Source organism: Desulforegula conservatrix Mb1Pa (assembly GCF_000426225.1).
GTDB lineage: Bacteria > Desulfobacterota > Desulfobacteria > Desulfobacterales > Desulforegulaceae > Desulforegula > Desulforegula conservatrix.
Map to the genome: position 1 here is coordinate 1 of NZ_AUEY01000033.1, position 18,993 is coordinate 18,993.

19 protein-coding genes are annotated in these 18,993 nt (G+C 40.5%); 14 read left to right on the forward strand and 5 right to left on the reverse strand.

Going from position 1 to position 18,993, the window contains the following annotated elements:
- The coding region (locus K245_RS0112355) for a helix-turn-helix domain-containing protein (RefSeq protein WP_027359523.1) at positions 1-235 on the reverse strand (235 nt) is incomplete at its 3' end.
- A gap of 298 nt (positions 236-533) precedes the next feature.
- On the opposite strand from K245_RS0112355, the gene K245_RS0112360 reads away from it, so the two are divergent.
- From K245_RS0112360 to K245_RS0112405, 10 genes are all read left to right on the forward strand, one after another.
- Entirely contained in the window at positions 534-1,460 is a 927-nt protein-coding gene (locus K245_RS0112360; protein ID WP_027359524.1) for a tetratricopeptide repeat protein, read from the forward strand.
- Positions 1,461-1,539: 79 nt separating this feature from the next.
- Positions 1,540-2,154 (forward strand): GTP-binding protein, encoded by a 615-nt coding sequence (locus K245_RS0112365; RefSeq protein ID WP_027359525.1) that lies wholly within the window; start codon positions 1,540-1,542, stop codon positions 2,152-2,154.
- Positions 2,155-2,166: 12 nt separating this feature from the next.
- A complete protein-coding gene (locus K245_RS0112370) occupies positions 2,167-3,342 on the forward strand; it encodes a cyclic nucleotide-binding domain-containing protein (protein WP_027359526.1) in 1,176 nt (391 codons plus the stop codon).
- Positions 3,342-3,707, forward strand: coding sequence for a PilZ domain-containing protein (locus tag K245_RS0112375; protein WP_027359527.1), 366 nt, complete (start codon positions 3,342-3,344; stop codon positions 3,705-3,707). Before K245_RS0112370 ends, K245_RS0112375 begins: the two co-directional genes overlap by 1 nt.
- A gap of 15 nt (positions 3,708-3,722) precedes the next feature.
- Positions 3,723-4,622, forward strand: coding sequence for a phosphoribosylaminoimidazolesuccinocarboxamide synthase (locus tag K245_RS0112380; protein WP_084156265.1), 900 nt, complete (start codon positions 3,723-3,725; stop codon positions 4,620-4,622).
- A complete protein-coding gene (locus K245_RS0112385) occupies positions 4,612-5,598 on the forward strand; it encodes a ParB/RepB/Spo0J family partition protein (protein WP_027359529.1) in 987 nt (328 codons plus the stop codon). The genes K245_RS0112380 and K245_RS0112385 overlap by 11 nt, the downstream gene beginning before the upstream one ends.
- Positions 5,599-5,706: 108 nt before the next feature.
- A complete protein-coding gene (locus K245_RS0112390; RefSeq protein ID WP_051284086.1) occupies positions 5,707-6,144 on the forward strand; it encodes a type 2 periplasmic-binding domain-containing protein in 438 nt (145 codons plus the stop codon).
- Positions 6,145-6,198: 54 nt separating this feature from the next.
- The gene (locus K245_RS0112395) at positions 6,199-7,425 is read left to right on the forward strand and encodes a hypothetical protein (RefSeq protein WP_027359531.1); all 1,227 of its coding nucleotides are present in this window, start codon (positions 6,199-6,201) and stop codon (positions 7,423-7,425) included.
- A gap of 139 nt (positions 7,426-7,564) precedes the next feature.
- Positions 7,565-8,734 (forward strand): hypothetical protein, encoded by a 1,170-nt coding sequence (locus K245_RS0112400; protein ID WP_027359532.1) that lies wholly within the window; start codon positions 7,565-7,567, stop codon positions 8,732-8,734.
- 149 nt (positions 8,735-8,883) lie between these two features.
- On the forward strand, positions 8,884-10,989 hold the full coding sequence (locus K245_RS0112405) for an SUMF1/EgtB/PvdO family nonheme iron enzyme (protein WP_027359533.1): 2,106 nt from the start codon (positions 8,884-8,886) through the stop codon (positions 10,987-10,989).
- Between the two features lie 288 nt (positions 10,990-11,277).
- On the opposite strand, the gene K245_RS0112415 is transcribed toward K245_RS0112405, so the two are convergent.
- On the reverse strand, positions 11,278-11,979 hold the full coding sequence (locus K245_RS0112415; RefSeq protein WP_027359534.1) for a DUF554 domain-containing protein: 702 nt from the start codon (positions 11,977-11,979) through the stop codon (positions 11,278-11,280).
- A gap of 145 nt (positions 11,980-12,124) precedes the next feature.
- Between K245_RS0112415 and K245_RS0112420 the strand changes: the two genes are divergently transcribed.
- Together K245_RS0112420 and K245_RS24270 are read left to right on the forward strand one after the other, a co-directional pair.
- On the forward strand, positions 12,125-12,907 hold the full coding sequence (locus K245_RS0112420; protein WP_027359535.1) for a hypothetical protein: 783 nt from the start codon (positions 12,125-12,127) through the stop codon (positions 12,905-12,907).
- 392 nt (positions 12,908-13,299) lie between these two features.
- Positions 13,300-13,764, forward strand: coding sequence for a thioesterase family protein (locus K245_RS24270; protein WP_051284087.1), 465 nt, complete (start codon positions 13,300-13,302; stop codon positions 13,762-13,764).
- A gap of 200 nt (positions 13,765-13,964) precedes the next feature.
- Here the strand turns inward: K245_RS24270 and purB are convergent, their stop codons facing one another.
- Together purB and recD are read right to left on the reverse strand one after the other, a co-directional pair.
- Entirely contained in the window at positions 13,965-15,341 is a 1,377-nt protein-coding gene (purB, locus tag K245_RS0112435; RefSeq protein WP_027359536.1) for an adenylosuccinate lyase, read from the reverse strand.
- Between the two features lie 97 nt (positions 15,342-15,438).
- Positions 15,439-17,280, reverse strand: a complete 1,842-nt coding sequence (gene recD, locus K245_RS0112440) for an exodeoxyribonuclease V subunit alpha (protein WP_027359537.1) — start codon at positions 17,278-17,280, stop codon at positions 15,439-15,441.
- A 96-nt stretch (positions 17,281-17,376) separates the two neighbouring features.
- Here recD and K245_RS0112445 point away from each other — a divergent pair, with 96 nt between their 5' ends.
- The gene (locus K245_RS0112445) at positions 17,377-17,913 is read left to right on the forward strand and encodes a DUF3334 family protein (protein WP_051284088.1); all 537 of its coding nucleotides are present in this window, start codon (positions 17,377-17,379) and stop codon (positions 17,911-17,913) included.
- Between the two features lie 60 nt (positions 17,914-17,973).
- Here K245_RS0112445 and K245_RS0112450 read toward each other — a convergent pair whose 3' ends face one another.
- The gene (locus K245_RS0112450) at positions 17,974-18,336 is read right to left on the reverse strand and encodes a hypothetical protein (protein WP_027359539.1); all 363 of its coding nucleotides are present in this window, start codon (positions 18,334-18,336) and stop codon (positions 17,974-17,976) included.
- A 185-nt stretch (positions 18,337-18,521) separates the two neighbouring features.
- On the opposite strand from K245_RS0112450, the gene K245_RS0112455 reads away from it, so the two are divergent.
- Positions 18,522-18,980, forward strand: coding sequence for a hypothetical protein (locus K245_RS0112455; protein WP_027359540.1), 459 nt, complete (start codon positions 18,522-18,524; stop codon positions 18,978-18,980).
- Positions 18,981-18,993: the final 13 nt, after the last annotated feature.

The window sequence follows — 18,993 nt, forward strand, 5'->3', positions numbered from 1 at the left end:
TTCTGCGGCCTCCGTGCTCTTTCTTTGCTGGGATTTTATTGATAAACTGTCTTCTTAAACGACATACCCATCCGACAGAAACGCCTAAAATCATTGCTGTCTGAGAAAGTGATAATCCAAATTCCAACGGTAATATTACAGCCTGAGCTCTTCTTAATTCATTGACTGTCTTTGCCTTTGATAAAATCTCTTTTGCCTGATCAAGTATCTCTATTCCACTTGCTTTTCTTGCCATTGCCGCCTCCATGTCTTTTGCGGCTATTATTGCATACTTGATTTAGAAATGGAATAAGGAAGAGATACAAGTTGACACTTTGTTTCAAGGCTATTAATAAATCTAAGAAAAAGTTTTAGTGTTCTGTTTGTTGTTTTTTTTGCATTATCTTGAAAATATACAAGTTCGAATTGTAATAAATCTTATTTTTTGCTAAACATAGTCATTTCTGCTTATTTTGGTTATGGTTTTGATGCATCCCAAGCCTACTGGTTGTTGTATTCAGCCTGATTTGTCGTTTTGAATTCAGTGAGGTTATATGGATATTAAGGAAAAAATTACTGCGTTGGTGGGCGAAGCTAAGATTTATCAGTCTCAGGGGCTGCTAAATGAGGCAACTGAGCTTTACTATCAGATTAAAGACATCCTGAACAGCAGTCAGATAAAAGGCAAAGAGAAACTCCTTGAGGATGTGACAAAAAAAATACAGATGCTTGGTAACCGCGCCGCCAAATTTGAAGCATCTGCTTCCCAGCCAGAGATTTCGTCCAAAGCCCAGGAATTAATAAAAAAGCTTTTCACGCGTTCAGAATCTTCGGATTCGGAGCAGGTGGCTCTTGAAGAAGCAATCATTATTGCAAAATTTGGTCAGTTTGATCAGGCAATAGAGGATTTTACAAACCTTCTCGGGAACGAAAAGGTTAAACTTGAAGCAGCCAAGAATATTTTGAAATGCTATATTGAAATTGAGGCTGTGAGCAAGGCAACTGACCGTTTTCATCAATGGCAGCAGGAAGATCTGTTTAATGCGGATCAGTTAAAAAAGCTCCGGTCTTTTTTTGAGAATCTTGTTCACAAGAGGGGGGGGGCGACAGGTGTTGAAGAACCTGCCGAGGAGACCGAAGCAGAAGAGGCAGCGGTTTCTGAAGAGGAATCTCTTCTTGATGAAGATGATATGATAGATATCAGTTCTGTTGGTATTATCGTAGAATCAGGACCTGCAAAAGGAAAACAGATAGAGCTTGATGTCAGTTTTCAGAGCGGAAACATGATCAGTCTGATTCTTTCATCAAAGGACAAACAGCTGATTGAAAGTTTTTCGGTTGGCCAGAAGCTTAATGAGTTGCATTTTTATTCACCAATAGCTATTTTTAAAAGCTCGGGCGTGGTTTCTGCAAAAACAAAAATCAGCTCCGGTCCAAAACAAGGCGATTATTGTCTTGATATTGAAATAAAGAGCCTTTGATTAAGGATGAAGGCTTTACTGAGACCAGGGGCTTAAGAAGTTATCTTAATGATATATTGAAGGATACCAAGGCACTGCTATGGCTGTAGTCAATCTGAAAGACAGAGAGATCGAATGCAAGATAGTCTTTTATGGCCCAGGTCGATGTGGTAAAACCACAAATCTTGAATATATTTTCAAGGCCTTTAAAAAACAGGTCTCGGGCGAAATGGTATCGATAAATACAGAAGGTGATCGAACACTTTTTTTTGACTTTCTCCCCATCGGATTAGGGAAAATTAACGGTTGTGATGTCAAGGTTCAGCTTTTTACTGTTCCTGGCCAGCAGCAGTATAGTTCGACCAGAAAGCTTGTTCTAAAGGGAGTCGATGGCGTAGTTTTTGTGGCGGATTCCTTAAAAGTCAGACGTGAAAAAAATATGATTTCCCTAAAGGATCTTCAGCAGAATTTGAAGGATTATGGAATGAATATAGCTAAAGTTCCGTTGGTCCTTCAATACAATAAAAGGGATCTTGAGCAGGAGGGAATCCCCTTAATGCCTCTTGAGCAGATGGAAAGCGAACTTAACAGGCAGCTGCAGGTGCCTTCTTTCCCGGCCAGCGCTGTATCAGGCGATGGAGTTGGTCAGACTCTAAAAGCATGTCTGAAGCTTACCCTCGAATCTCTTCAGCGTCAATTCCAATGGGCGAAATAGTGTCGGGTCATCATGGTTGATAGAATTGACTTAGAAGGTAGCTTGAGATTTCTTGGAGTTCCTGATCTTATCCAGCTTCTAGGATCCAACGCAAATACCGGAGTTCTAAGCCTGAAAACGCCATTAATCCCTGATGAAGGCCAGATTTTTATATATAATGGCAATCCTGTGGATGCCAAGCTTGGCAACGATTCGGGCGCCAAGGTTATCTTTTCTTTTTTCGGATGGAGCGACGGCTCGTTCAGATTCATTCAGAAACCTGTCGATCCGGAAAATAAGCTTAAACAGGGACGAATGCAAATCATCCTTGACGGACTTAGGATGCTTGACGACGGAGAAATCAAAAAGCTTGAGATTTCAGATGTTCATTCTCCAAAATCTCCTGTCGTTATTGACAGGTCTGATCTTCACGTCATCAAAGGCCCATTCGTTGATTATATGTATGTCATTGATGAAGAATTATATGATGACGGTCAGGAATTCGTTGTCCAGGGCTCTTATGGGAGCTGGATCTGGGTCGTTTTGGACGGTGTTGTTGAAATAGTCCGTAAAATTGGAAATGAAGAAATTCCGATTTTAAAGCTTGGCCCAGGAACATTCATAGGAAATCTTTCGGCCTTTATACATGAAAAAAGACCTAGAAGCGCGTCAGTAATTGCAAAAGGAAAAGTTCAACTCGGCATAGTAGACAATCAGAGACTCAGCACCGATTTTGCAAGACTTTCCCATGATTTCAGAAATATTGTTGTAAGCCTCGACAGGAGGCTTAAAATGGTTACTGACACTTATATCAGTTTACAGACTGACACATACAGCCCACCTCACAAGGAGGGTATTTTTTCACCTTTTATAAAGATTGGAGACACTTCTTCGGGGCTGTGGAGGATAGACAGCGGAGAAGCTCTGGTTGTTAAAAAAGATGGTAAAAAAGGGCGATTGGTGTGTGATTTAGGTGCAGGTGATTTTATAGGAAGTCTTCCTTTTCTTGATATAGAAATGGAGCCCTCAACTTCAGGTGTTTATGTTTCAAGTGATATTGAAATGAGCGAGCTTGATATTGAAATGCTTCACAGTGAATATAAAACACTTTCAGACACTCTGAAAAACATGCTGAGCACTCTTGCAAAAAGCATCGCAGTAACCGGCAATTTAATAACAAACAATTCAGTCAAAAGGCGGGAAGGCTGATGAATGGCATTGATAAAAGAGTACATAAAAGCAGAATAGATTCCAAGAATCTTGTCGCTTATTCTTGCCTTGATGATTCGGGCACAGTTATAAAACAGGGCATGGGAAGAACGCTTAATGTTAGCGAAGGCGGGATACTTCTTGAGATTCACAATACTCTCCCCACCGGCTCTTTGCTGTCCCTTTCCATAGGGTTTGAAGAGGAGGTTTGTGATATTCTGGCAAATGTGGTCTATGTCCTCGCGTCTGACGAAGGCATGTACAAATGCGGCATGTCATTCCAGGGTATAAATAATGAAACTGGAAGAATATTGAAGAAATTCATAGAGTTTTTCATGAGTAGAATTGAAAATTCTAATAATTAGTTTTAAGGGTTTTTTATGATTACAAGTTCAGTAAGAGAAACCAATATAAGAGAATTCCCACTGGTGAAAAAAGGTAAGGTTAGGGATGTATATGATCTCGGCGATAATTACCTCTTTATAGCTACAGACAGGCTTTCAGCTTTTGATGTTGTTATGCCTGATCCGATACCTGAAAAAGGCAGGGTGCTGACACAGATTTCCCTTTTTTGGTTCAAGGTTATGGAGCCAATCATTGGAAATCATATAGTGACGAGCGATTTCAATGATTTTCCACCAGAGCTGAAAGCATATAAGGAAATGCTCGATGGAAGAAGCATGATCGTTAAAAAAGCCGATCCGCTTCCGGTTGAGTGTGTTGTGAGGGGTTATATTTCCGGTTCAGGATGGTCTTCATATAAGAAATCAGGCGAGATCTGCGGTATCCCTCTACCTGTCGGCCTGATTGAGTCCGAAAGGCTTCCCGAGCCAATTTTTACTCCGTCCACGAAGGCTGAACTTGGTGACCATGACGAGAACATCAGCTTTGATCAGGCTGTGAAACTCGTAGGCCCTGAAATAGCTGAAAAAGTCAAAAGACTGAGCATAGAAATATATAAAAAGGGCGTTGAGGTAGCCGAGTCCTTGGGAATTATTGTTGCTGACACCAAATTTGAATTCGGAATGCTCAACGGAGAGCTGATCCTCATAGATGAGGTGTTGACTCCTGATTCATCACGGTTCTGGCCAAAATCAGATTACAGGCCTGGCGGTTCTCCTAAAAGCTATGACAAGCAGTACGTTAGGGACTATCTGTCAGGGCTTGATTGGGACAAGAATCCTCCAGGGCCATCCTTTCCTGACTTTGTGATCGAAAATACAAAGACTAAATATCTCGAAATTATGAATCTATTTTTATCATCTTCATATGCGCGCTAATGCAATAGAAGTAGATCTCAATCATATTGATTTTGATGATAACAGATACAGGACAAGGTATGAGTGTTCTGTATCTGATTCAGATCTATCGGAATTGTCCAAATCGATTGATTCTGTCGGAGTTATCAATCCTCCTGTCTTATCTTTTGACTCAGGAAGGTATGTATCAGTATCAGGCAATAAGAGGCTTCTTGCTGCAAAAACAATTGGATTGCATAGGGTTTTCTGTTTGATTTGTGAGGAATCCCCTGTTGATACCTATAAGATTGCCATCACTGAAAATATTTATACATATAATTATTCCGAACTTGATAAGGCACTGATAGTAAAAAATCTTTTTGATCTCATGAACGACCGCTCCATAGATTCAGTTCTTGAAATATTAAATGGCATTCCTGCCCTCAGAATGAATCGGGATTACATAAAGAGGCTTATTAAGCTTGATGGGATCCCTTCTGCTGTAAAAAATGCAATATCAGATGGGATTGTATCGCCTTCAATAGCTCTTGAATTCGATTTTTGGGAGCACAAGGATTCGGAAACGCTTCTGTTTTTTTTGCAGCAGTTCAAAATAGGCCTTAATCTCCAGAGGGAGTTTTGTAATCTTATATATGAAATATCAAAAATTGACGGCGCCGGAATTGTTTCAGTTCTATCAACTCCTGTCTTTACTGATATTATAAACAGCAGTATTGATGTTTCCAAAAAAAGGGAGCTTGTTCTATCTGAGCTACGCAAAATAAGATATCCTCATATCGAAAAAGCAAAAAGAGTATTTGCTGAGACAGCAAAAAAGATAGTAAAAAATGACAATTCAATTTTATTCATGCAGCCTAAGAATATGGAATTGTCGGAAGTATCAGTATCTTTTTCATTCAAAACCATGGACGATTATAAAAAAAGATTGCGGAAATTGGAAGAAATAGAAGGTAATGCCGAGCTTGAAGATCTTTTGGATATTAATATAACTATTTGATTATATGTATGAACCTTGGGTCTTTTAATTGCTTTACTTTTTTGCTCAATAAGTATATCAAGGCTGAAATAACAATGTAATTAGCATTGTAGCGAAAGGAGAGGATTGATGAAGAAAATGTATTTTAGAGCTTTTTTTATTTCAATTGTGTTAGCGGTGTTTGTTTTATCACCGATGGCTGCTTTTGCAGAGGATGTCATTATTATCTGCAATAAAAGCGTGGCTGTCAACTCCATAACAAAAGACGATCTGGAGAGAATTTATCTCGGACAGAAAAATCTGTGGGATGGTGGCGGTAAAATTGAGCCTGTAATGCTTCAAAATGAACTTGCCGAGAATTTTTTGACGACCTATGTTGGAAAGAATGGTACTACATTTGGTAATTATTGGAAAAAAATGCTTTTTTCTGGAAAAGGAAATGGCCCCAAGCAGTTTGCAAAGCCTAAAGAAGTAGTTGATTTTGTTGCTTCAACCCAGGGCGCGATTGGCTTTGTGCCTTCCGGTACCAATAGCGATGCTGTAAAGATTGTGCCAGTATCGAAGTAAGAAGTGTTTTCAAAGATAAGGATCTTTAGGTTTAATCCGCATTTGGAGGAATATATGAAAAAAGTCTTTAAAAGTTTGATTTTGGGAATGGGCGCTCTTCTATTTTCAGGGGGGAGTCTCTTTGCTGTAGAACTTGATAAAATGGGCGGAGTCCAGATCCACGGCTTTATTTCCCAGGGTTATTTATATAGCGATGAGAACAACTTCTATGCTGACACTGAAAACGGAACACCAAAATTCAATGAACTCGGCCTTAACTTTACAGGTGATGTAACTGACCGCCTAAAGATGGGTGTGCAGCTATTCAGAAGAAATTTAGGTGAATTCGGCGGTGATGTTGAGCTTGACTGGGGATACGCTAGTTATCTGATGAAAGACTGGTTTGGTCTCAGAGCCGGACGTATGAAGCTTTCCCATGGTCTTTACAATCAGGTTCGCGACGTTGACATGACAAGAACCAGCGTACTTCTGCCACAGTCAGTATATAACGAAGCATGGAGAGATACGGTTAATGCTGTGGATGGTGCAGGTATATATGGTGACGTCAACTTGGGCAATGCCGGAAGTATAGCCTATGAGGTTCAGGGAGGAACTGTTAAGGTTGAAACCGACGGCGGTGTTGCAACAACTACTAAAGAACAGCTTGCCATGCCTTTTATAGGAATTAATTTTAATCCCACAAGCGCAAAGTCCACCGAAGCTGAGGCTGCCTCGGTAATGTGGACAACTCCTGTCGATGGCTTAAAATTTGGTGTTTCAGCCTGGAACGTAAATCTTGAATTGGAAGGCCCTGGAACAAAGGGTGGCATGGTAATACCGATTCTTTTTGAAACAAATACAAAAGAAGTCACCACTTCAATTGAATACAGCATGAACAATCTGACCCTGGCTGCGGAATACTCCTACAACAGGTATGACTTTGATTTGACAACTCCTTTAGGAAAAAGCTCATCGCCTCTTGAAACCGAAGGTTATTACGCAAGCGCCGCTTACAGATTTAACGAAATCTACGAACTTGGCATGTATTATTCTCTGTACTTTGCAGACAAGGATAACGAAGATCCGGATGAAGGCGATCCAAGGTTCCAGCAGGCCAGTGACGCTTATCTCAAGGATATCTGTCTTTCAAACCGTTTTGACATAACCAAAAACTGGATATTCAAGCTTGAAGGTCATCTCATGGATGGCTCGGCTCTCATGATGAAGACCAATAATCCAACACCTCCTGGCAGAGAGGATGACTGGTATCTGCTTGCTGCTAAAATGACTTTCAGTTTCTAATTTAAAAGAGACTCTGGTTTTTTCAGGCGGAGTATGCACTATTTTATAGATTGCATACTCCGCCTTTTTTTATTAGATATTATTTATAATCAATTTAAAGAAAGTTAATCACCAAAATGCATTGCATGCAGGGGGGAATATGCAGAAACGTAAAGCCTTTAATTTTATTCTGTCTTTTTTTATTTTTTTGATGCTTGTACCTGTTATGGCAGATTCAGAGCCGGTTAACGGTGAACCAGCCTTGAAAAAACTTCTTGCAGATATTGGAATAAGCTATTCCGGTGATAATACGACAGCAATAGGCAAAGCCAAGGAATTTGTCATAAGCCGTCAGGCCCAGAAGAAAAGAGATGTCGTTTTTAAGGCCCCTGTCGTATTTGAAGAAATAAATCAGAAATATCTTACAATTAATTATGATGTTGAAATAAAGCCTGATTCACTTGGGGTTGTGTCACTTCTTTTTGAGAGAAGCGGAGATAAAATCAATTTTGCAGAAGGCAAGTATCTTCTCTGGGTTGGCCCGGACGACATGAAGGAATACAAGTCAATAACAACAGAAAAAATTTGCGAGTACTACAGGAAATTAGGCGCAAATGACTGCTTTCCTGTCGTGACCCATTCCAAAATGACAAGAGCGGTCTCACTCAAGGCTGATATCAAGCATACCCACAGTGGAGATGATATTAACTCAGGAATTATCAAAGAACAGTACATAGACGATTCCATAGCAAGGGATTCCGAGGTAAAGGCGCTGATTGCAAATATGGCAAAATCAGCCCCGCCTGCAGCTCCTGCTGCGGCCCCTGTTAATGTGCCGGCACCAAAACCGGGAGTCGCCTTTACTCCGATTCCGGAAGCCGGAGCCAATGAAAGAATCGCACATCTTGAAGCAGAGGTTAAAAGGCTTTCCGAACTTCTCAAGGATGTCACAAGAACCAACGAAGCGCTGGTATTCAGCAATATGAATCTACAGGTTGTTAATGGTTCAGGAAGCACTGAATCTGCAAATGGCAAGGGCAATATTATTGTTGGTTACAATGCCGGTGGAGGAGCTAAATCAGGATCCCACAATTTGGTTGTCGGTAGCAAAAACGGCTACTCATCTTACGGCGGGATAATTGCAGGCAACGGCAATACTGCATCAGGTAAATTTTCCTGCGTGCTTGGCGGAGCTTCAAATACAGCGTCCGGTGATCAGTCAGCTATTGTCGGTGGTGAAAAGAACAATGCAAGCGGCAATTCTGCAGTGATTGTCGGAGGTGCCCAGAGATCGGCCACAAATATAAATCCACATTTTTCCAATCAGTAGACGCTGTTTTGACGTTTGATTGTTATGATGCAGATCTTTCATATTTAATAACACGGCTCAAATTATGGGCCGTGTTATTATATCATTCAGCATACTTATTTAAATTCTGGTTAAAATCCTGGTTATCAACTTATATATTGAGAGGCTTTATGAAGCTCATTAAGAAAAGCGTTGTCATGGGTTTCCTTGCTGTTATTTTACCATTGCTTCTGCATGGTTTATGTTTTGGAGCGCCAGAGACAAAAGCCCCTGCAAAGGCGCATCTGTTCAAGGCCCTAATAATCGGTGTCAGCAATTATTCGGATAAAAATATTAAGGCATTTTCAGGATCAGGCAGTGATGCTCAAAAAATCGGAAAGATTCTTACAGATGTTTACGGTTTTCAGGTTAAAACACTGCTTAATGAAAAAGCAACGCGAAATGAAATAATCTCTTCCATGTCCCAGCTGTCGGATCTCCCTCAGGAGTCAAGCGTGATGGTGGTTTTTCTGGGAAGCGGCGAAAAGGATCAATTGTACGATTATACATACTGGATTCCACATGATGCAAAGTCCGGGGATGTGTTGACTTACATTGACAACAGGCAGATCGCCAAGCAGATAAAAAAGATCAAATCCAAACACCTTCTCATGATTTCAGGTGCAAGCTATCCTGCCGCAGGAATTACTGGTGTACCTCAAAGCCAGGAAGAACTTTCCAAAAAATTCCAAGGCCAGAGCAGATGGGTTCTTTTATCAGGATTAAATATTGACGTGCCTGATTCGGCAGATCCTTCAACAGGAGCTTTTGGAAAGGCAATTTTCCAGTCTTTTAAGAAGAACCAGTCTTCCGTATTTTCTGTTCAGGATTTTTATAAAGGGGTGCAGTCGTCAGTTTCTGCCAAATCTGGAATTAAACCGGTTTTTGGTGTGTTTGATTCAGGGCAGGTATCAGGAGGAGAATTCCTTTTTGCAAAACCAGAGGCCCAGGCAGCCTTGATAAGCGGAGAAACATCAGCTGCGTCAATAGAAGGTGAAGGAACTGGTAACGATGCCGTCCTTAACATAAATTCTCCTATTCAGGGCGCAGATATTTATCTAAACGGAATACCATGGGGGAAGACTCCGCTTAAGGATAAAAAAGTAATAGCCGGAAAATATTCTGTGAAATTGAGCAAAGACGGATATGATCCTTCACAGAGTGAAGTCACAATAGCTGTGGGAGAGACAAAAGAACTTGATATAGACATACTGCCTTCAAAGTCATCCGAAGGAATTCTTAAATTTACCGTCACTCCCCAAACTGCATCTGTTCTATTTACTGATGGCAAGACAAAATACTCTCCTGGTATGAGCCTGTCACCAGGAAAATATCAGGTCGAAGTATCGAGTTTTGGTTATGAAAAACAGAAAATTGATTTTGATATTACACCCGGCGCAAAAATTGAAAAAAACATAAATCTTAAAGAGGCTTCAGTAATCCAGAACTCCCTCGGAATGAAGTTTGTTAAGATTGCTCCAGGCGGTTTTGTAATGGGGTCTGGATCTGATGTCCAGAACCGTGGCGCAGATGAAATATCCCACCAAGTAAAAATATCGAAGGCTTTTTTCATACAAGCCACAGAAGTAACTAATGGACAATGGTCTGAGTTCGTGAAGGCTACATCCTATAAAACCGATTCTGAGACGAGTGGTAATGGTCCATGGATATGGATAGGTCATAAATGGGAGCAGGACCCTGCATATAGCTGGGCTAAACCTGGATTTCAGCAAACCCAGGATGCTCCGGTTGTCTGTGTTTCCTGGAATGACGCCAATAAATTCATCGCCTGGATCAATGCAAAAGGTGAGGGAACTTACAGGCTTCCTACTGAAGCTGAATGGGAATATGCTGCAAGGGCCGGCAGCAAGGATAATTTCTCAACCGGCCAGTGCCTGTCTCCCCAACAAGCAAATTTTGACTCTACAGCTTTATGGGGAAAATGCCAGACAGGAAAGCCTTTGAAGATGACTGTCAAGACAGCTAATTTCCCTGCTAATCCATGGGGGCTTTTTGATATGCATGGTAATGCCATGGAATGGTGCGGTGACTGGTACGGCGAATATCAAGTATCAGGAGAGGCTTTGGATCCCAAGGGCGCAAAAACCGGCACAAACAGGGTGGCAAGAGGAGGCGCATGGGAAAGCTATGTATACCAGTGCAGATCTGCAAAGAGATTCAGCTTTGTTCCTGAAGAATCATATAATAATCTTGGTTTCAGGCTGGTTGCTGAATAATAATGGTTTCGGAAATTTTTGGCTAAGCTTAAGCTTTAAATGGACTCTGCAATACCATTCTTTTTTTTGATGAAGTCGCAAAAAGTAAATAAAAGACGGTGGCGTCATGCGGACTCGATCCGACATCTTTGTATATTCAGGTACTTCTGGATTCCGGCCTGTGCCGCAATGACGGTAATCGGACTTTTTGCGACTTTGTCCTATTTAAATCAGCTTATAATTGTAAATTCAAGGTCTGGCAGACTCATGTTTAATGATGTTTGCCGGATTTTTTTTATAAGACCTTTTTTATAATAAAGCATGCAAACCTGTTATATTAATTATTAATGCGTAAACAAACGGAATGAATATGGCTGGCAGCATGTTTCCGGCCCTGATCCTGCCTACTTCCAGCATATTAAGGCCTATTGCAATTATAAGAAGGCCACCCACAGACGACATCTGCGCTATCACTTCTGGAGTCATATATGGCTTAATAAGTGCTGCCAAAAGTGTGATGAAACTCTGGTATATAAAAACAGATACAGATGACAGAATAACGCCCGCACCTAATATGGACGTCAGGATAATTGTCGTGACTCCATCAAGAACGGATTTAGCAAAAAGAGTCTGATGATTCCCGGTTAGCCCACTTTCAATCGATCCGACAATTGCCATTGATCCTACGCAGAAGATAAGGCTGGCTTGGACAAAACCCTTTGAAAAGTCCGAGTTGCTTCCAGATATTTTGCTTTCAATAAATTTCCCCAGAGAATCGAGTCTTGCTTCTATTCTTATAAATTCACCGATGAGAGATCCGGCAACAAGACTTAGAATTACAGTCATTATTGAGTCTGTTTTAATGGCTGAAGATATTCCAATAAGGACAACACAAAGACCAACTGCCTGCATCAGGGTTTCTCTGTATCTTTCAGGTATTCCTCCCCGAAGTAAAAGACCTGCTATACCTCCCGCAATTATCGAAATTGCATTTACCACGTTTCCAATCATGTACACGTCCTTATTATGGTTTGATAACAGCTCGACCTGAGACTATTATGCATTGCTGATTGAAAAACAAGGCTAAATAATATATCCAGATTCATATTTTTTATTATGTCTAATTACCGAACAAATTTTAAAAAGAGGTGGTTTAATGAAGAAAACATGTTTTATTTTTGCGGCGGCACTCATATTTCCAACTTTGGCAAACGCAGGATGGATGGTTGATACAAAATCGAGTGACGGAGAAGCAAGAAAAACCTATATTGAGGGATCAATACTGTGTGAGGAAACAGACGGCGACTATGTCATAATCGATATGAAATCCAAGCAGATTACAATAGTTAATAATAAAACCAAGACATATGCCACATCCACAGTTGATGAAATGAAAAAAATGACGGCTGATTTCAAGGCCCAGGCTGATAAATCAATGGCTGAAGCTCTTAAGACCATGGCGCCTGAGCAGCAGGCAGCTTATAAAAAAATGATGGGCACAAGCGACGCAAAAAAACCTTCTGTTAAGGTTCAGAAAAAGAATGATGAAAAGATTGCAGGCTTTAGCTCAACTAAATATGAGATTATGAGCGACAATAAGCTTGTGGAGGAAATATGGGTTTCTTCAGAAGTTCCTTTTTTTGATGGTGATTTCAAGCAGAATGCAGATCTAATGGCAGAAGCCGCTTCTGGGATGGCTGGAGGAGATTATACCTCGGATAAGGCATATCTTGAACTCATGAAAAGCGGATATCCTGTGAAACAGCGATCTCTTTCGTCTGCTGAAATGCCTAATATGCCGGGGATGCCAGAAAGCTGGAGTACAGAAGAAGTCAAGTCTATCCAGAAAATGGATGTTGCAAAATATATTACTGTCCCTGCCGGTTACAAGAAGAACAGTTATATGGACATGATGCAGCCACCTACAGGAGAAAAATAGAGATTCCGTTTTGCTGTTCCAGGTCAATAAAGACGAGCTTGCGAACTGTTTTGCTTGAAGCGAGCGTGCCTCCATGTATACTCATCAATGTCACAGCTTGAACATTTGAAATGAGTCAGGCCGTTTGAATGGCAAGCTCGTTGTTGCATCATTACTGGAAAACCCTTTTGAAAAAGGGTTTTCCAGACCTTTCCCAAAACTTTTATGTTTTTTTATTACGAGTTGATAACATATGTTTATCAAGCAAAAGAATCCATAACCGAAAAGTTTTTGCCAAGCTTTTTTCAAAAAGCGGCCTTTGATCTTTCATTTAACAGAAGAGTTCAAATTATGACGATGTGAAGTATATTTCTTTCTTCTATCCGACAATGAACTTCAGAGAGCTATAAATAATGAATATTGACACAACCCTGCTGAATATTCTTCCTGTGCTTAAGTCTGTTTACGAGAAAAAGATGCCTTTCAACAAGCATATAGGCTTGAAAATTGATACACTGACTCCAGACGAAACAATAATGCGAATAGACATGGACAGCCATCTGATAGGGAATTATTCAAAAAATGTTCTCCATGGAGGTGTTTTGTCATCCATAATAGATGTCACAGGAGGTCTGATGGCATCTGTGGAGCTTCTAAAAAGGATTGCAGGCTCAACTCCTGAAGAGATAGCAAAGAGACTCGGAGGTATGGCCACAATTGATATGAGGGTTGATTTTCTGAGGCCTGGGAAGGGATCTTTTTTTCTTGCGAAGGGTAAGGTAATTAGATGCGGAGCAAGAATTGCCCTGATTCAGATTGATGTTTTTGCAGATAATGAAACCCATGTGGCAACGGGTCTGGCAAATTACAAACTATAAAGCGGGCATCAAGCAGAGTCTTGACAAGATCGCAAAAAGTCCATTTCAGTCATTCCGGCACAGGCCGGAATCCAGAAGTAATTGAAAATACAAAGATGCCGGATCAAGTCCGGCATGACGCTGATTCCTTTTTCTGACTTTTTGCGAGTTCATTAAAGTTGAGTCGTGCCCCAAAAAATGAGGCACAATTTTCAATTATATCAGTGTTTGATTGAGGCGAAATACTCATCCACAAGCTGTTCGGCAAATCCTGTGTAAGTGAGTGGGGTCAGCTGTTTCATTCTGATTTTTTCTTCTTCAGTGAGTTTTTCGAGACCATCAATGAACGCAGCAAGATCTTCCTTGGTGATTTTTCTTCCCCGTGTCAGCTCTTTCATCTTTTCATATGGGTTTTCTTCTCCGCATATGCGCATATAAGTCTGAATAGGTTCTGCAAGAAGTTCAAGATTTTCCTCAAGGTCTTTTCTGAGAGCTCCCTCGTCAAGCTCCACCTTGTCAAGGCCCCTTATGGAGCTTTTTATTCCTATCATCAGATATCCGAATACTGCTCCCAGGTTTCTAAGGACAGTGCTGTCTGTAAGATCTCTCTGGAATCTGGAGTTAAGAAGTTTTACTGACATATGCTCCATGAGGGAGATAGCTACGCCAAGGTTGCCTTCACTGTTTTCAAAATCTATTGGGTTGACCTTGTGTGGCATGGTGGAAGACCCGACTTCTCCTTCCCTGACTTTCTGCTTGAAGTAGCCAAGGGAAATATATCCCCACATGTCCCTGTCAAGGTCTGTAAGAATGGATGAAATTCTTATCATTGAATGAAGAATGCGGGACAGATAGCCGTTGGGATTAATCTGGGTGGTGAATATGATAGGCTCGATTCCAAGATAGTTTTCGATGAAATGCCTGCTCGCATTTATCCAGTCAACGTCAGGGAACGCGAAACTGTGGGCATTGAAATTTCCTGTTGCTCCGTTCATCTTGCCCTGGACTGTAATCCCGGCTAAGTTCCATCTTCCTTCCCTCAATCTCCAGGCAAAATTGACCAGTTCCTTGCCTGCTGTCGTTGGGGTGGCTGGCTGACCATGGGTTCTTGACATCATGGGAACAGCCTTGCTTTCAAGCGCCATTTTTTCGATTTTGGCCAGAAGACTGTCAAGGCTTTTGATAACAATATCTCTGCCATCTTTGACCATGAGGGCGTAGGCAGTGTTGTTAATATCGTCAGAAGTGCAGGCAAAATGTGTCCACTCACTGAGTGACGCCATTGAAGTTCCTGAAAGTTTTTCTTTTATATAGTATTCAACCGCTTTTACGTCGTGGTTTGTGGTTTTTTCGATGTCCTTGATTCTTGATGCAGCGTCCACATCGAATCTTGCGACTATATTATCAAGTACATCGACCATCTTTTCATCCCAGCTGTCACCCGCAAGTTTTAGGCCCCCCAGAATGAATTTCAGCCATTCTATTTCAACTTTTACCCTATATTTTATAAGGCCAAATTCGGAATAAATATCCCTCAATTCCGTGGTGGAACGCTTGTATCTGCCATCCAGGACGCTGAGTGCGGTAATGCTTTCCATCTATAACTCCTTATATTTGAAGTTTTAAGAAAATATCAAAATATGTTCAAATTTGCTTAAGTAAAAAATATCTATGGTTATTAAGCGTACACGGCAATTAAATCAAGCCCAAAAGCCTGTTGCATAAGCCTGAGGTCCGTCTCGTCCTTTCCGATATAGCCATTGAAAAGATTTCTTCACTGCTAATAAGGATAAATTCTTTTTTGGCTCTGGTTACAGCTGTATAGACAAGCTCCATTGAAAGGGCGCCTGTGAATCTGTCAGGCAGGACGAGTGCAACCCTGTCATATTCAGATCCCTGACTTTTATGAACAGTTGAGGCAAAAACGGTTTCATGACGACCTAAACGAGAGGGATGAAAAGCTTTAACAGTATTATCTCCGGATCTGAAATAAACCATAAGATTTTTTTTGTCATTATCATCCTTAAGAGCAATTCCGGTATCTCCATTAAAAAGACCTAACTGATAATCATTTGTTGTGATCATCACAGGTCTGCCATGGTACCAGTCACCATCTGCAGGCGCGTATTTATTTTCATGCATCAGTTCTCTTACAGTACTGTTAATTCCTTCAACTCCCCAGATTCCCTGTCTCACAGCGCAGAGTATTTTGAACTCGTCAATGCAATCAAGGGCCTTTTCCGGTGAATCAGATGCTGAAATCCGGGAAAGATGATCACTTGTCAGATCATTGATGATTTTTTTAAGGCTATTTTCGTTCCCTCGTTTAATCCAGACAATGTCAGTATATAGTTTTGATTTCAAGATTTCAAAGGCACTGTTTTTATCACCATTTTTGATAGCTTCAGCCAGAAGTCCTATGCCGCTATTTCCTGAGAATCTGTAGCTTTTGTCAAGCTCTACAACACCGTCATAAAAGCCTTCGTCTTCAACAGGTGATATATTGGGGAATTTGCCGCCAATGCCAAGAAAAGAAAATGCTTTTTGGGAGAATTTATCTGCCGGCCCTGCTTTGCATATGTCGGCAAGAACAGCTCCTGGCTCAACAGATGAAAGCTGATCCTTGTCGCCCATAAGAATAAGTCTTGCTCTTTTTGGCAGTGCATCCATGATGTTTGCCATCATTGCAATATCAACCATTGATGCCTCGTCAATAATGAGTACATCCGCAATCAACGGGTTTTTATTATTGTATCTGGGCCTGGATGACGCATGGCCTATGCCGAGAAGCCTGTGGATTGTTATTGCAGCTTCCGGGGCATCAGTATCATCAACGCCCAAATTTTTTATTTTGAGCATGGCCGAAGATATGGCAGAAGAGATTCTTGCCGCAGCTTTCCCGGTTGGCGCGGCAAGGATGATTTTGGGTTTTCTTTTAAGCTCAGGTTTCAAGATTTCTGTCAGAATGGATATTATTTTGGCAGCAGTCGTTGTCTTTCCTGTTCCAGGGCCACCGGTAACAAGGCAGAATCTGCTTCTTGCCGCGCATATTGCAGCTCCCATCTGCCAGTTATAATCTTTTGAATTATTATCAAAATTTTTGGTAACAAGCTCTTCAATCAGTTCCTTTCTGATTTCGAAGAAAGACTGGTCCTTTGAGTTTATGAAGTTTTCTATAATATTCTGATAGTCCCAGAATTTTTTAAGGTAAAGGAACCTGTTCCCTGCAAGTAAAAGTGGATATGATTCATCGGGGTTTCCAACTGCCTTTGACTTTTCTACGCCAGATCTGATTTGTTCAGGCGTAAAATCTGTTATTTTCATTTCTCTTAACAAATCTGACAGAGGCTCGGAATCAAGGTCTATGCAGATATGACCTTTTCCTGTCTGGCTTGAGGCAATGGCATAAGCCAGGGCACTTTCGTCGGAATAATCAACCGTCAGTCTGCATAAAAATGCTGAAAAAATTTTATCAGAAGCCGAAAATACCGAATCAGATTTTGATTTGTTTAAAATGTTGGGAATTTTTTCAAACATAATATATATTCATCAAATATTAGAAATTAAAATTTTGGCCAGGCAGACTCTGTTTAATGCTGATGTGACCAAATGCCAATCCAAAAGGATAGAATTATGCAAACCCAGGATGCAACAATTGATATAGTATCAGATGTTTTATGCAAGGCAACAAAACATGTGCTGGAGTCGTGCACAAAAAGGACAGTCAAGTTTTCAAGTACTTATCAGAAAATTGAAAAAGTGACCCTAAAGCCTGATGTGGGATGTTTCGTGCAATTTTCAGGAGATTATAACGGACTTGCTGTACTTAATTTTTCCAAGGAAGCGGCAGTCCTTCTTTATCAGAGTTACATGATGGCAATGGGCATTCCTGAAAATGAGCTTGCCAAAGATTTTACGTCCAATGAGGTCAGTGATTCCATTGGTGAGATGACAAATCAGCTTATGGGCCTTCTTATGAGGTCTGTGGAGGATAAATTCGGGCTTTCATCTTTTTGTGGACAGCCAAAGGCTCTTTCTCTCATAACCCCCATTACCCTGATAATCGATTCTGATTTCAGGGAAAACAGAAGGGTTGTATTTAATGTGGATCACCATAAATTTCATATCGAGCTTGCTCTTGAGAAGACAGAATTCATTGTGAGAAAATAGAATTTCGGCGGCCATGAATTTCATGGCTGCCTTATCATTTTCTGATTATTATCCTTATTATTATTCTGGGCCAATTTCAAAGGGGCCTTTTTCAAGGAAATCAAGAAACAAAGAATCTGTACCCATATAGATCAGTTCTTCCAGAAGGTTTGCAATATCTTCTTGTCCTACAATCTGGTACTCTTTTTCAGTATAATTCCCATCCCATTCAAGGCATCTTGCGTGGGCGGAAATGACGATGAAGAGATTGTACATTCTTCCGAACGAATCATCATAAGTATCGTCAATTTCTCTTTCTAAAGAAAGCCTCGTCCCTTTTGGTTTCCAACCGTTTTCAGAGGCTGCTTTTAGAATGCTAAGCCAGAATTCATTTGGACATGAGTAGGTTTCCCCTGTTTTAATATTTATAAATCTGTATCCCATATTTTAAATAATCTTTTTGTTGATTTTTGTTGATTGATGACTATTTATCTTGAAATATTCTGCAAATTATATAAAAGCGATTCTAATATTTGAATCGCTCTGAATCAATATATAAATTTATTATTGTACATTAAGCAGATCAGGAGCAGTGTTATCCCTAAACACTCAAATTTTAGGAGTACTCAATGGAAATTCAAACAGACACTCAAAATGAAAGAAGAGAGACAAGAAGATTCCCGGTAAAAGGCGGAGCTGTTGTTAATTTCAAAAAGAAATCTTTTTTTATGCTGAGCAAGAATGAGTATATCCAGATAGGCCCTGTTTCAGATATCAGTTTCAGAGGGATGTCCATCCATTATTTTTCAAACAAAAATAAATTTGATGAATCCTTGGGGCTTACCATAATGACTAAATCAGGAAAAATAATTCTTGATGACCTGCTTTTTGAGACTGTTTATGACATAGAAATAGGCGTTCTTCCTGACGGGAAAGAAGTAAGAAAAAAAGCGGTCAGATTTATTGATGTTTCAGGTTATCAGGCCGCCTGGCTTGCCTGTATGATTCATAACCTGAGCAGCAGGCAGGCCGAATTAGGCAATCCATCAGTAGATGAAAGGCCCGAAGTTTTAAAAGAAATTTTTTGATATGTTCAATCTT

Excerpts from the sequence above, each read along its gene's own strand:
- K245_RS0112380 (WP_084156265.1), top strand. The coding sequence starts at position 3,723 with ATGATTACAAGTTCAGTAAGAGAAACCAATATAAGAGAATTCCCACTG.
- K245_RS0112445 (WP_051284088.1), top strand. The coding sequence starts at position 17,377 with ATGCAAACCCAGGATGCAACAATTGATATAGTATCAGATGTTTTATGC.
- K245_RS0112450 (WP_027359539.1), bottom strand. The coding sequence starts at position 18,336 with ATGGGATACAGATTTATAAATATTAAAACAGGGGAAACCTACTCATGT.
- K245_RS0112390 (WP_051284086.1), top strand. The coding sequence starts at position 5,707 with ATGAAGAAAATGTATTTTAGAGCTTTTTTTATTTCAATTGTGTTAGCG.
- K245_RS0112420 (WP_027359535.1), top strand. The coding sequence starts at position 12,125 with ATGAAGAAAACATGTTTTATTTTTGCGGCGGCACTCATATTTCCAACT.
- K245_RS0112395 (WP_027359531.1), top strand. The coding sequence starts at position 6,199 with ATGAAAAAAGTCTTTAAAAGTTTGATTTTGGGAATGGGCGCTCTTCTA.
- K245_RS0112375 (WP_027359527.1), top strand. The coding sequence starts at position 3,342 with ATGAATGGCATTGATAAAAGAGTACATAAAAGCAGAATAGATTCCAAG.
- K245_RS0112415 (WP_027359534.1), bottom strand. The coding sequence starts at position 11,979 with ATGATTGGAAACGTGGTAAATGCAATTTCGATAATTGCGGGAGGTATA.
- K245_RS0112400 (WP_027359532.1), top strand. The coding sequence starts at position 7,565 with ATGCAGAAACGTAAAGCCTTTAATTTTATTCTGTCTTTTTTTATTTTT.
- K245_RS0112360 (WP_027359524.1), top strand. The coding sequence starts at position 534 with ATGGATATTAAGGAAAAAATTACTGCGTTGGTGGGCGAAGCTAAGATT.
- K245_RS0112365 (WP_027359525.1), top strand. The coding sequence starts at position 1,540 with ATGGCTGTAGTCAATCTGAAAGACAGAGAGATCGAATGCAAGATAGTC.
- K245_RS24270 (WP_051284087.1), top strand. The coding sequence starts at position 13,300 with ATGAATATTGACACAACCCTGCTGAATATTCTTCCTGTGCTTAAGTCT.
- K245_RS0112405 (WP_027359533.1), top strand. The coding sequence starts at position 8,884 with ATGAAGCTCATTAAGAAAAGCGTTGTCATGGGTTTCCTTGCTGTTATT.
- K245_RS0112455 (WP_027359540.1), top strand. The coding sequence starts at position 18,522 with ATGGAAATTCAAACAGACACTCAAAATGAAAGAAGAGAGACAAGAAGA.
- purB (WP_027359536.1), bottom strand. The coding sequence starts at position 15,341 with ATGGAAAGCATTACCGCACTCAGCGTCCTGGATGGCAGATACAAGCGT.
- K245_RS0112385 (WP_027359529.1), top strand. The coding sequence starts at position 4,612 with ATGCGCGCTAATGCAATAGAAGTAGATCTCAATCATATTGATTTTGAT.
- recD (WP_027359537.1), bottom strand. The coding sequence starts at position 17,280 with ATGTTTGAAAAAATTCCCAACATTTTAAACAAATCAAAATCTGATTCG.
- K245_RS0112370 (WP_027359526.1), top strand. The coding sequence starts at position 2,167 with ATGGTTGATAGAATTGACTTAGAAGGTAGCTTGAGATTTCTTGGAGTT.